At 66.7% G+C, this 12,687-nt stretch carries 12 protein-coding genes and 1 tRNA gene; 9 read left to right on the plus strand and 4 right to left on the minus strand.

What is annotated here, in order from left to right:
• Nucleotides 1-16: 16 nt before the first annotated feature.
• The 9 genes from ACCQ01_RS11600 (at nt 17) to ACCQ01_RS11640 (ending at nt 9,873) form a co-directional block, all read left to right on the plus strand.
• Complete coding sequence (locus ACCQ01_RS11600; RefSeq protein WP_228432680.1) at nt 17-1,360, plus strand: acetylglutamate kinase; 1,344 nt, start codon at nt 17-19, stop codon at nt 1,358-1,360.
• Nucleotides 1,361-1,365: 5 nt separating this feature from the next.
• Entirely contained in the window at nt 1,366-1,977 is a 612-nt protein-coding gene (locus tag ACCQ01_RS11605) for a GNAT family N-acetyltransferase (RefSeq protein WP_019237602.1), read from the plus strand.
• Nucleotides 1,974-2,924 (plus strand): N-acetyl-gamma-glutamyl-phosphate reductase, encoded by a 951-nt coding sequence (gene argC / locus ACCQ01_RS11610; RefSeq protein WP_228432681.1) that lies wholly within the window; start codon nt 1,974-1,976, stop codon nt 2,922-2,924. Before ACCQ01_RS11605 ends, argC begins: the two co-directional genes overlap by 4 nt.
• Nucleotides 2,925-2,999: 75 nt before the next feature.
• On the plus strand, nt 3,000-4,295 hold the full coding sequence (locus ACCQ01_RS11615; protein WP_228432682.1) for an argininosuccinate lyase: 1,296 nt from the start codon (nt 3,000-3,002) through the stop codon (nt 4,293-4,295).
• Nucleotides 4,292-4,699 (plus strand): cupin domain-containing protein, encoded by a 408-nt coding sequence (locus ACCQ01_RS11620; RefSeq protein WP_042599276.1) that lies wholly within the window; start codon nt 4,292-4,294, stop codon nt 4,697-4,699. Before ACCQ01_RS11615 ends, ACCQ01_RS11620 begins: the two co-directional genes overlap by 4 nt.
• Complete coding sequence (locus ACCQ01_RS11625) at nt 4,699-4,959, plus strand: YciI family protein (protein WP_012438175.1); 261 nt, start codon at nt 4,699-4,701, stop codon at nt 4,957-4,959. The genes ACCQ01_RS11620 and ACCQ01_RS11625 overlap by 1 nt, the downstream gene beginning before the upstream one ends.
• A 58-nt stretch (nt 4,960-5,017) precedes the next feature.
• Nucleotides 5,018-6,172: a glutamate 5-kinase gene (gene proB, locus ACCQ01_RS11630; protein ID WP_228432683.1), complete on the plus strand. Its 1,155-nt coding sequence runs from the start codon at nt 5,018-5,020 to the stop codon at nt 6,170-6,172.
• A gap of 158 nt (nt 6,173-6,330) precedes the next feature.
• Nucleotides 6,331-7,575 carry a glutamate-5-semialdehyde dehydrogenase gene (locus tag ACCQ01_RS11635; protein ID WP_228432684.1) on the plus strand — a complete coding sequence of 415 codons (1,245 nt, stop codon included), beginning with the start codon at nt 6,331-6,333 and terminating at the stop codon, nt 7,573-7,575.
• A gap of 384 nt (nt 7,576-7,959) precedes the next feature.
• The gene (locus ACCQ01_RS11640; RefSeq protein ID WP_228432685.1) at nt 7,960-9,873 is read left to right on the plus strand and encodes a CocE/NonD family hydrolase; all 1,914 of its coding nucleotides are present in this window, start codon (nt 7,960-7,962) and stop codon (nt 9,871-9,873) included.
• Here ACCQ01_RS11640 and ACCQ01_RS11645 read toward each other — a convergent pair.
• The 4 genes from ACCQ01_RS11645 to cydB all read right to left on the minus strand — a co-directional run bounded on the left by ACCQ01_RS11645 (nt 9,854) and on the right by cydB (nt 12,678).
• Nucleotides 9,854-11,122, minus strand: a complete 1,269-nt coding sequence (locus tag ACCQ01_RS11645) for a CynX/NimT family MFS transporter (protein WP_228432686.1) — start codon at nt 11,120-11,122, stop codon at nt 9,854-9,856. The two genes, ACCQ01_RS11640 and ACCQ01_RS11645, sit on opposite strands and share 20 nt — an antisense overlap.
• Before the next feature lie 85 nt (nt 11,123-11,207).
• Nucleotides 11,208-11,284, minus strand: a tRNA-Pro gene (locus ACCQ01_RS11650).
• Nucleotides 11,285-11,347: 63 nt separating this feature from the next.
• Complete coding sequence (cydX, locus tag ACCQ01_RS11655; protein WP_011037379.1) at nt 11,348-11,449, minus strand: cytochrome bd-I oxidase subunit CydX; 102 nt, start codon at nt 11,447-11,449, stop codon at nt 11,348-11,350.
• A gap of 77 nt (nt 11,450-11,526) precedes the next feature.
• Nucleotides 11,527-12,678: a cytochrome d ubiquinol oxidase subunit II gene (gene cydB / locus ACCQ01_RS11660; RefSeq protein ID WP_228432687.1), complete on the minus strand. Its 1,152-nt coding sequence runs from the start codon at nt 12,676-12,678 to the stop codon at nt 11,527-11,529.
• Nucleotides 12,679-12,687: the final 9 nt, after the last annotated feature.

Raw genomic sequence — 12,687 nt, forward strand, 5'->3', positions numbered from 1 at the left:
CCCAACGATCACCGCAATGTCCCTTCCTGCACAGCCCCACAAACAGACCCGCCAGACCATCGTGCGCCTGCTTTCGAGCATGGCCAGCGCGAAGGAGATCAGCCAGTACCTGAAGCGTTTCTCGCAGCTGGACGCCAAGCGCTTTGCGGTGGTCAAGGTGGGCGGCGCGGTGTTGCGCGACGACCTGGAGGCGCTGACCTCGTCGTTGTCGTTCCTGCAGGAAGTAGGGCTCACCCCGATCGTGCTGCACGGCGCGGGCCCGCAGCTGGATGCCGAACTCTCGGCCGCCGGCATCGAAAAGCAGACCGTCAACGGCCTGCGCGTGACCTCGCCGCAAGCCCTGGCGATCGTGCGCAAGGTGTTTCAGGCCTCCAACCTCAAGCTGGTGGAAGCGCTGCAGCAGAACGGCGCGCGTGCGACTTCGATCACCGGCGGCGTCTTCGAAGCCGAATATCTGGATCGCGAAACCTACGGCCTGGTCGGCGAGGTCAAGGCAGTGAACCTGGCGCCGATCGAAGCCAGCCTGCAGGCCGGTTCGATCCCGGTGATCACCAGCCTGGGCGAAACCCCGAGCGGGCAGATCCTCAACGTCAACGCCGATTTTGCCGCCAACGAACTGGTGCAGGAACTGCAGCCGTACAAGATCATCTTCCTCACCGGCACCGGCGGCTTGCTGGATGCCGACGGCAAGCTGATCGACTCGATCAACCTGTCCACCGAATACGACCATCTGATGCAGCAGCCGTGGATCAACGGCGGCATGCGGGTGAAGATCGAACAGATCAAGGATCTGCTCGATCGGCTGCCGCTGGAATCGTCGGTATCGATCACCCGGCCGGCGGATCTGGCCAAGGAACTGTTCACCCACAAAGGCTCCGGCACGCTGGTGCGACGTGGCGAGCGTGTGCTGCGCGCGACCTCGTGGGACGCGCTGGACCTGCCGCGGCTGACGTCCCTGATCGAATCCAGCTTCGGCCGCACGTTGGTGCCGGACTATTTCAGCAACACCAAGCTGCTGCGTGCCTACGTCAGCGAGAACTACCGCGCGGCGGTGATCCTCACCGATGAAGGCATGCTGGGCGAGGGCACCTTGACCTATCTGGACAAGTTCGCCGTGCTCGACGACGCGCAGGGCGAAGGCCTGGGCCGTGCGGTCTGGAACGTGATGCGCGAAGAAACCCCCCAGCTGTTCTGGCGCTCGCGTCACAACAACCAGGTCAACATCTTCTACTACGCCGAATCCGACGGCTGCATCAAGCAGGAAAAGTGGAAGGTGTTCTGGTACGGGCTGGAAAACTTCGAGCAGATCCAGCACTGCGTGGCGCATTGCGCGACGCGTCAACCCACCTTGCTGGGGTGAGTGCAATGACGGCCGCCGCATCGCAAACGCTTTGGCGCGAGGTGCCCACCTTGCGCGGCCAGCACGTCACGCTGGAGCCACTGCGCGCCGCCCACGCCGATGGCTTGCGTGCGGCAGTGGCCGATGGTGCGTTGTCGCGCCTGTGGTACACCAGCGTGCCCGGTGCTGCGCAAGTCGATGACTACATCGCCGCCGCGTTGGCCGCGCAGGCGGACGGCACTGCGCTGCCGTTCGTGGTGCGCGATGCGGCGGGCGAGATCGCCGGCAGCACACGCTACTACGCACTGGATGCGTCGGTGCCGAAGCTGTCGATCGGCTACACCTGGTACGCGCCGCGGGTGCAGCGCACCGGCCTCAATACCGAGGCAAAACGCCTGCTGCTTGGGCATGCCTTTGAAACGCTCGGCTGCCTGAGCGTGGTGTTCGAGACCAGCTGGTTCAATCACACCTCGCGCGCGGCCATCGCGCGGCTGGGTGCAAAGCAGGACGGGGTGCTGCGCAATCACACGCGCCACGCCGACGGCACGCCACGCGATACCGTGGTGTTTTCCATCATCAATGCGGAATGGGCCGGGGTGAAACGCCACCTGCAGTTCCGCCTGGACGCACACGCATGACTGTTCAACCAACCACCATCGGCATTGTGGGCGCGCGCGGCCATACCGGCGCGGAGCTCATCAAGCTGATTGCCGCGCACCCGCAGTTGCAGCTGGTGTTCGTGTCCTCGCGCGAGCTCGCCGGCCAGCGCGTGGCCGAGCACAGCGACGGCTATCAGGGCGAGCTGCGCTATGAAAGCCTGGACGCCGACGCGGTGGCTGCCAAGGCCGCGGATGTGGTGATCCTGGCATTGCCCAACGGCAAGGCCGCGCCCTTCGTGGCGGCCATCGATGCCAGCCGGCCGAAGACACTGCTGATCGACCTGTCGGCCGACTACCGCTTCGATCCGGCCTGGTATTACGGCTTGCCGGAGCTCACCCGCCACACCTACGCCGGCCAGCGCCGCATCAGCAATCCCGGCTGCTATGCCACCGCGATGCAGCTGACGATCGCGCCGCTGCGCGAGCAACTGGCCGGCCCGCCGCAGTGCTTTGGCGTCTCCGGCTATTCCGGCGCAGGCACCACGCCCTCGGACAAGAACAACCCCGCGTTGCTGGCCGACAACCTGATGCCGTACGCGCTGACCAACCACATGCACGAGCGCGAAGTCTCCGCGCAGCTCGGCGTACCGGTGGAATTCATGCCGCATGTGGCGCCGCATTTCCGCGGCATCACCATGACCGTGAACCTGTGGCTGCAGCAGCCGTTGACGCGCGAGCAGATCCACGCGCGCTACCTGGAGCGGTATGCGCATGAGCCCTTGATCGAGATCGTGGACGAAGCGCCGTGGGTAAGCCGCATCGCCGGCACCCATGGCGTGCAGATCGGTGGGTTCACCGTGGCACCGGGCAACAAGCGCGTGGTGGTGGTGGCAACGCTGGACAACCTGCTCAAGGGTGCGGCCACGCAGGCCATGCAGAACCTCAACCTGGCGCTGGGTTGGGACGAATTGACCGCAATTGGTTGATGCGCGTCCCTCGCACAAGCCCGCACATCCATCTGCGGGGATTCAATTGGACGACTTATTTCGAGACGCTTTCCGATGACCAATCTGTTGTGGCAAAAACCCGGCGTGGCGGTGGACGCCAAGATCCAGACCTTCCTGGCTGGCGATGACGTCATCCTGGACCGCGAGTTCTTCCTGTACGACATCGCGGCCAGCAAGGCGCATGCGCAGGGGCTGCAGCACATCGGCATCCTGTCGCTGGAGGAACTGGGCGGGCTGAGCGAGCAGCTGGATCTGCTGGCCGGCCACTTCCGTAGCGGCACGTTCGTGCTCGATGCGCAGTACGAGGATTGCCATTCGGCTATCGAAGCGCGGCTGACCGAACGCCTGGGCGATGCCGGCCGCAAGATCCACACCGGCCGCAGCCGCAACGACCAGATCCTGGTGGCCACGCGGCTATGGTTGAAAGACAAGCTGCAGCGCGTAGCTGCGCTCAGCACCGAGGTGGCCAAGGTGGCGCTGGACCGCGCGCAGGCCGAAGCCGAGCTACCGGTGCCCGGCTACACGCACATCCAGCGTGCGGTGGTGTCCTCGGCCGGCATGTGGTGGGCGGGGTGGGCCGAGGCCTTCATCGACAACGCCGTGCGCGCCAACGACACCTTCAAGCTGGTCGACGCCAACCCGCTGGGCACTGCCGCGGGTTATGGCGTCAATCTGCCGCTGGACCGTGCGCACACCACCGCCGAACTTGGCTTCGCGCGGCTGCAGGTCTCACCCATCTACGCCCAGCTCTCGCGCGGCAAGTTCGAGCTGGCTGCACTGGAAGCGCTGGGTGGCGCAACGCTGGACCTGCGCCGGATTGCCTGGGATCTGTCGTTGTTCACCAGCGGTGAGTTCGCCTTTGTCGCGCTGCCGGCGCAGTACACCACCGGCAGTTCGATCATGCCGAACAAGCGCAACCCCGATGTCATCGAACTGATGCGCGCCACCCACGCCAGCGTGGCAGCGGCGCGCACCGAGATCGAACAGCTGCTGTCGCTGCCGTCCGGCTACCACCGCGATCTGCAGAGCAGCAAGGGCGCGATCGTGCACGGCTTTGCGCGCGGCCTGGCCGCGCTGGAGCTGTTGCCGGCCCTGCTGGCCAACCTGGAATGGCGGCCGGACAAGCTGCGCGCGGCGATCGATTCGGGCATGTACGCCACCGATGTGGCGGTGGAAGCTGCCGTGGCCGGGGTGCCGTTCCGCGACGCCTACAAGGCGGCCGCCGCCGCGTCTGACAGCGCAGGGCAGGGGCGCACACCGGAAGCCAGCCTGGCCGCACGCGTGTCGCCCGGTGCGGCGGCCGATCTGCAGCTGGATGTGCTGCGCGCCCGCTGGGAGGCGCTGCAGTGATCCCGACCCTCAGTGCCGACACCGCCGAGCACTATCCCTGGGGCGAGGCCTGCGATGGCTGGCACCTGCTGCGCGACCCGGGGCTGAGCGTGCTCGAAGAGCACATGCCGCCCGGCGCGATGGAGCAACGCCACCGGCATAGCCGTGCACGGCATTTTTTCTATGTGCTCGCAGGCGAAGTCATGCTGCAGGTGGATGGCGAGCAGCACGTGCTCAAGGTGGGCCAGGGCCTGCATGTGACGCCCGGCTCGACCCATCAGATGCACAACCTGTCCGACGAGCAGGCGCGGTTTCTGGTGATTTCCACGCCGCATGGCAAGGCCGAGCTTACGACCACCGCGAGCACACCCGTGGCCACCGCCGCCGTGGTGGCACCGGGCGCCGCGCCAACGGAGGCCGACTGATGGCCACGCGCTATCTGGTCCTGGCGATGCGCCAGCCCGACTTCCCGGCCGATGTGGTGCAGCCGCATCGCGATTTTCTGGATGCGCTGCGAGCCGCCGGGCAACTGGAGTTGACCGGGGGCTTCAGCGACGGCAGTGGTGGCGCGTACGTATTGATCAATGTCGAGGGTCTGGCGCAGGCGCAGCAGATCGTGGCGCAGGATCCCCTGGCCGTGCGCGGTGCCTCCACGCTCACGGTGTACGAATGGAACGCGCAGTGAGGCTGCACATCCGCGTGGCACGCGTGGTAATCGCTGCCGCAATCAGTAGGGCACGGTCATGACCCAGCCGGTCGTCGCGACCTCGCTATTCACCGAGCAGGTGCTGCCGCCGTGGCGGCGCGCAGTGCTCAAGGTGGGCAGCAGCCTGCTGGCGGCCGATGGCGGCGGCCTGTCGCCGCGATTTGCGCTGGGCCTGGCGCAGTTTGTGTCGGCCAATCTGGCGGCGGGGCGCGAAGTGGTGATCGTCTCGTCCGGTGCGGTGGCGGCCGGGCGCGCCATCCTGCCCAAGGCAGCCGAAGCCGGCGCCGCCATCGCCGCACGTCAGGCGCTGGCCGCGCTGGGCCAGGCGCAGTTGATCGCGTTGTGGCAGCGCTTTTTCGAGCGCCCGGTGGCACAGGTGCTGCTCACCCACGACGACCTGCGCAACCGCCGCCGTTACCTCAATGCGCGCGCCACGCTGTGCGAACTGTTGCGGCTGGGCGCATTGCCGGTGATCAACGAGAACGACACCGTGTCGGTGGACGAACTCAAGCTCGGCGACAACGACAACCTGGCCGCGATCGTGGCCGCGCTGGTCGATGCCGATGCCTTGTTCATCGCCACCGACATCGATGGCTTGTACAGCGCCGACCCGCGCAGCAACCCGCTGGCACGCCCGCTCGACGAGGTGGCCGAACTCAGCGCCGAGGTGCTGGCGATGGCCGGCGGCAGCGGCAGCAGCGTTGGCACCGGCGGCATGCGCACCAAGCTGGAAGCCGCCGCCAAGGCCGGCGCGGCCGGGATCGAAACCTATCTGTTCAACGGCCGCAGTGCCGAGGTGGTGCGCGGGCTGGCGCAGGACCGGCTGTGCGGCACGCGTATCCACGCCGCGCGCACGCGCATTGCCGCGCGCAAATACTGGCTGCGGCATGCGCCGGTGGAGCCGGGCACGATCCTGATCGATGCCGGCGCCGCACTGGCGCTCACCGACAAGGGCGCCTCGCTGCTACCCGGTGGCGTGGCCGGTGCCGAAGGCGATTTCCGCCGTGGCGACATGGTGGAAATCCACCTGCGCGACAGTGTGGGCAGCCGCTGCCTGGCACGCGGCGTGAGCCAGTATTCGGCAGTGGATGTGCGCCGCATCGCCCGCCGCCATTCGCGCGAGATCGAACCGATCCTGGGCTACAGCTATGGCGAGAATGTGGTGCATCGTGATGATCTGGTAGTTTTGTAGCAGGGATTGGTGAGTCGGGATTGGGGATTCGCAACAGCATCTGTTGTGCGTTTCCCAAACGTTGTCTCTGTGTCCCAACGACTGCTTCCCTTGTGGTGATAAAACGGTCGCTTGCGTTTGCCAATCCCCAATCCCGATTCTCGAATCCCGGCCCCCCAATGACCATCAAATCGCTCGCCCTGCAATGCCGCGACGCCGCGCAGGTGCTGTCGCAACTGTCCGCAGACGCCAAGCAGGCCTTGTTGCTGGCCATGGCCGATGCGCTCGACACCGATGCGCAGCAGATTCTGCAGGCCAACCAGCGTGACGTGGATGCGGCGCGTGAGAAGGGCACCGGGGCGGCGATGCTCGATCGCCTGGCGCTGACGCCGGCGCGCTTGTCGGCAGTGGGCGCGGCGTTGCGCGAGGTGGCCGTGCTGCCGGATCCAGTGGGCCAGGTCACGCGCGACGATGTGCGCCCCAACGGCATCCGCGTGCAGAAGGTGCGCGTGCCGCTGGGGGTGATCGCGATGATCTACGAAGCCCGCCCCAATGTGACCGCTGATGCGGCAGCGCTGTGCATCAAGGCCGGCAACGGTGTGATCCTGCGTGGCGGCTCCGAAGCGATTCACTCCAACACCGCGATTGCGCGCGCCCTGCAGCGTGCCCTGCGCGAGGCCGGCGTGCCCGAAGCGGCGCTGACGCTGGTGGAGGACTTGCGGCGCGAGACCATGCTGGAGTTGCTGCAGCTCAGCGACATCGTCGACCTGGCGATTCCGCGTGGTGGCGAAGGCCTGATCCGCTTCGTTGCCGAACACGCGCGCGTGCCGGTGATCAAGCATTACAAGGGTGTCTGCCATCTGTTCGTGGATGCATCGGCCGATGTGGACCTGGCGGTGCGCCTGCTGGTGGATGGCAAGGCTTCGCGGCCATCGGCGTGCAATTCGCTGGAGACCCTGTTGGTGCACGCAGACATTGCCGAACGCTTTCTGCCCGCCGCCGCCGCTGCGTTGCGCGCGCGCCACGTCGAGCTGCGTGGCGATGCGGCAACGCGCGCAGTGCTGCCCGAGATCGCCGCGGCCAGCGACGACGACTACGCCGCCGAATTCCTGGACCTGATCCTGGCCATCCGCGTGGTGCCGGATCTGGACACCGCGCTGGCGCATATCCGCCAGTACGGCTCCGACCACACCGAAGTGATCGCCACGCAGGACACGGCCAATGCCGAGCAGTTCGTGCAATCGCTGCGCTCGGCCGTGGTGATGGTCAACGCTTCCTCGCGTTTTTCCGACGGTGGCGAACTCGGCCTGGGCGCGGAGATCGGCATCTCCACCACGCGCCTGCATTCGTACGGCCCGATGGGCCTGGAGGCGCTGACCGTTGAGCGCTTCGTGGTGCGTGGTGAGGGCCAGGTACGGCACTGACGGCTTGGCCTGGTGCTGGCGCACAGGCCGCCAGTGCAGGCATGGTTGCAGCAGCGGGCTACGCGATGCACCGGGCCGTTGCTCGGGCGCAGACGATGGTGACGCCGTCCTTCCTCGTTGTCGCTGAGACGCTGGCAGTCACCCGCAACCGAGTGCCGAACCGGAAATCACCCTGCGCAGGCAGTGCATCGAGAGCCTGCGCTGCGTACGCCGCTCCATGCGGACATCACGCGGACGCAGACGCGCACCTAGCGCAGGCCGCCAACCGCGCAGCCTGCTCGCCCGCCAGGCAGCCGCATCACCGCAACCACGACCTTTGACACTCCCCCCGGCAGCGGCGCGCTGCTTACAGTCGACGACTTCCCCCAGTTTCCGGAGTCGTCGATGCGTCGTCTTGCCGCCTGCCTGCTCGCTACCGCCGTTGCCGCCGCCACCAGCGCGGCGCTGGCACAGACCTCGCCGATGACCCCGGACATCACCGGCAAGCCGTTCGTGGCAAGCGACGCTGCCAACGACTACATCAAGCGCGAGGTGATGATTCCGATGCGCGATGGGGTCAAGTTGCATACGGTGATCGTGCTGCCCAAGGGCGCACGCAACGCACCGATGGTGCTCACGCGCACGCCGTACAACGCCAGTGGCCGCACCGAGCGCATGGCGTCGCCGCACATGAAGGACCTGCTCGCGCAGGGCGACGATGTGTTCGTGGAAGGTGGCTACATCCGCGTGATCCAGGACGTGCGCGGCAAGTACGGCTCGGAAGGCGATTACGTGATGACCCGGCCGTTGCGCGGGCCGCTCAATCCCAGCGAGGTCGACCATGCCACCGATGCGTGGGACACCATCGATTGGCTGGTCAAGAACGTCAAGGAGTCCAACGGCAAGGTCGGCATGATCGGCTCCTCGTACGAAGGCTTCACCGTGGTGATGGCACTCACCAACCCGCATCCGGCGCTCAAGGTCGCGGTGCCGGAAAGCCCCATGGTGGACGGCTGGATGGGCGACGACTGGTTCAACTACGGCGCGTTCCGCCAGGTGAACTTCGATTACTTCACCGGCCAGCTGACCCAGCGCGGTAAGGGCACCGGCATCGCGCGCCAGGGCCATGACGACTACAGCAATTTCCTGCGCGCCGGCTCGGCCGGCGACTTCGCCAAGGCGGCGGGTCTGGAACAACTGCCGTGGTGGCACAAGCTCACCGAGCACGCCGCCTACGACAGCTTCTGGCAGGAGCAGGCGCTGGACAAGGTGATGGCGCGCACGCCGCTGAAGGTGCCCACGATGTGGCTGCAGGGCCTGTGGGATCAGGAAGACATGTGGGGCGCCATCCACAGCTATGCGGCGATGGAGCCGCGCGACAAGAGCAACACGCTCAACTACCTGGTGATGGGGCCGTGGCGGCACAGCCAGGTCAACTACGATGGCAGCGCGCTGGGTGCGTTGAACTTCGGTGGCGATACCGCGCGGCAGTTCCGCCACGATGTGCTGCGCCCGTTCTTCGACCAGTACCTGGTCGATGGCGCGCCGAAAGCCGCCACGCCGCCGGTGTTCATCTACAACACCGGCGAGAACCATTGGGACCGCCTGCAGACCTGGCCACGTAGTTGCGACAAGGGCTGCACAGCCAAGAGCAAGCCGCTGTATCTGCAGGCCGGCGGCAAGCTGTCGTTCCAGGCGCCAACGGCGGCGCAACCGGCGTTTGAGGAATACGTGTCCGACCCGGCCAAGCCGGTGCCGTTCGTGCCACGCCCGGTCGACTTCGGCGACCGCAGCATGTGGACCACCTGGCTTGTGCACGACCAGCGCTTCGTCGATGGTCGCCCGGACGTCCTCACTTTCGTCACCGAGCCGCTGACCGCACCGCTGCAGATCGCCGGCGCGCCGGATGTGCATCTGCAAGCGTCCACCAGCGGCAGCGACAGCGACTGGGTGGTCAAGCTGATCGATGTCTACCCGGACGAGATGGCGGCCGACCCGAAGATGGGCGGCTATGAGCTGCCGGTGTCGATGGCGATCTTCCGCGGCCGCTACCGCGAAGGTTTCAGCACGCCCGCGCCGCTGGCAGCCAACCAGCCGCTGGCATTCCAGTTCGGCCTGCCCACTGCCAATCACACCTTCCAGCCGGGCCATCGGGTGATGGTGCAGGTGCAGTCCAGCCTGTTCCCGCTGTACGACCGCAACCCGCAGACCTACGTGCCCAATGTCTTCTTCGCCAAGCCCGGCGATTATCAGAAGGCGACCCAGCGCGTGTACGTGGCGCCGGGGCAGGGCAGCTACATCAGTCTGCCGGTGCGTTGACGCCGCGGGCGCTGCGTGCCGGCGGCGCCCACACGTCTTCCAGCCACTGCGGGCGGCAGGCCACCCAGGCGGCCACCAGCTGGATCACGATGCACGCGACCAGTAGCAGGAAGGGCGAGGTCCAGCCGCCGCGGTGGGCGTGCAACCAGCCGAACAGGAACGGCCCCAGGCAGCTCACCAGGTAGCCCATGCCCTGCGAAAACCCCGACAGTGCCGCCGAGCCGGCGGCAGTGCGGCTGCGCTGGTTGACCAGCACCAGTGCCAGCGGGAACGTGCTGGGCCCCAGGCCGAGCAGGGTGACCCACAGGATCGGCGCCGCCAGCGGTGCCCACCACAGCCCGGCGAACGCCACAAGGTGGCAGGCCGCGCACAGCAGCACGATCGGGAACGGGTTGCGCAGGCGCACCGCCAGGGCGGGCATGGTCAGCGCGCCAACCATGCCCAGCGCCGAGAACAACGCCACCATGGTGCCGCCGAAGGCCGGCGACGCACCGGCCTCGCGGAACAGCGTCGGCAGCCAGGTGAACATCGAATAGGTCACCAGCGAGGTCATGCCGAAGGTCAGCGCCATGCTCCAGCCCAGCGCGGTGCGTGCCACTCGGCCTTCCGCTTCCGGGGTGGGCGTCACCGGGGCCGGCCCGGTCGCGGCCAGGCGGCGATGGCGCGCATGCACCAGCGCCCAGGCGATCAACGCCAGCAGCGCCGGCAGCATCCACACCATCATCGAACTGCGCCAGCCCCAGGCATCGGCCACCGGCACCGCCATCAATGCCGGCAACAGCGTGCCCACCTGGAGCACGGTGATGTACAGCGTGCTGACGCCACCCACGCGGTCACCGAAATAGCGCTTCACCAGCGGCGGCAGCACCACGTTGCCCACGCCCATGCCGGCCAGCGCCACCAGCGAGCCCAGCAGCAATCCCCCGGTGCCCGGCAACAGCGGGCGCACCAGCAAACCGATCGTGGCCAAGCCCATGGCAATCAGTGCGGTCTGCAGCAGCCCGAACCGGCGCAACAACGCGGGCGTGGCCACGCCGGTGAGCGCGAACGCGGCAGTCGGCAACATGCCTAGCGCGCCCATCGTGGGGGCACCAAAATCGTACTCATGCGCGATGCGTTCCAGCAGCGGCGTCAGCGAGGTCACCGCCGTGCGCAGATTGAACGCAGACAACAGAACCGCAGCCAGCACCACCCCGCGACCACGTCGCTGTGCGGAAGGTGAGGCAACGGTAGAAAGTGCACCAGACATGACAGACCGTCCGCACCGACCACAGCACTATGGCGGCGCCTGAAAACACAAAACCGGCACGAGGCCGGTTTTGTGTTTTGAAACTTGGTCGGGGAGACAGGATTCGAACCTGCGACCTCTACGTCCCGAACGTAGCGCTCTACCAGACTGAGCTACACCCCGAAGGAGCCGCGTATGTTACATAGGGAATGCCAAATCGGCAAGCACTGCAGACAACTTTTTTTATCAATGCGGTGTGTCTTGCTCGCGCGCCTCGAACCACATGCCGTTGAGCACGGCAGCCAGTGCGGCCAGACCGGTGCCAAGAATCCATGCGAAATACCACATCGGTGTACTCCTTGTTGCGTTGAAGTGTGGGCATGCGAGCGCTGGTGCGCCGTGGAGCAGCGCCCGCAGGTGTGCGCTCAATACGCGTTGGGATTGCCGGCCATCTCTTCGGCGGTGACCTTGCCCTTGAGCACGCGGTAGACCCAGGTGGTGTAGGCGATGATGATCGGCAGGAACACCGCAGTGGCCAGCAACATGATCCACAGCGTCAGCCGGCTGCTGGAGGCATCCCACAGCGTCAGGCTCGAGCCCGGTGTGCTGGAAGATGGCAGCAGGAACGGAAACAGCGCAAAGCCCACGGTCAGGATGATGCCGGCGATGGCACTGCCCGAGGCAATGAACGCCAGGCCGCCACGGCGTGCGCGCAGCAGCGCCGCGTTGAGGGCCAATCCCAGCAGGCCGACCAGCGGCGCAACTGCAGTGGCGGGCATGCTGCGGTAGTTGTGCAGCCAGCCACCGGCGGCGGTGAGGGCGGCGGTCTTGCCGAGCGGGTCGGTGGCCGCGTCGGTCACCGTTGCCGAGGTCACCACATAGCCGGGCAACCCGAACGCCACCCAGGCACCGGCACCTGCAAACAACGCCACGCCGAGCACGGCCGCACTACTGCCGTAGCGCGCCGCGCGGTCGGCCACCGGGCCGTCGGTCTTGAGCACCAGCATCGCCGCGCCATGCGCCACCAGCATCGCCACGCTGAGCAGGCCGGCCAGCAACGCGAAGGGCGTCAACAACCCGAAGAAGCTGCCGGTGTAGAACACGCGCAGGCTGTCGTCGAAATGGAACGGCACACCCAGCACCACGTTGCCCACCGCCACGCCCATGATCAGCGCCGGAATGAAGCCGCCGACAAACAGCGCCCAGTCCCAGTTGCTGCGCCAGCGCTGCCCCGGCAGCTTGCCGCGGTACTTGAAACCCACCGGGCGCAGGATCAGCGCAAACAGGATCACGAACATCGCCAGATAAAAGCCCGAAAAGCTCACCGCATACAGCGGTGGCCAGGCTGCGAAGATCGCGCCGCCACCGAGCACCAGCCACACCTGGTTGCCTTCCCATACCGGGCCGATGGTGTTGACCACCAGCCGGCGCTCGGCATCGGTGCGCGCCACAAATGGCAGCAGCGTGCCCACGCCCAGGTCGAACCCGTCCATGACCGCAAACCCGATCAGCAGGATGCCGAGCAGTAGCCACCAGATCACGCGCAGCGTTGTGTAGTCCAATCCAATGAAATCCATGGGTGTCTC

It is taken from the genome of Xanthomonas sp. NCPPB 4037, from assembly GCF_041475695.2.
GTDB classification, from domain to species: Bacteria; Pseudomonadota; Gammaproteobacteria; order Xanthomonadales; family Xanthomonadaceae; genus Xanthomonas; species Xanthomonas campestris.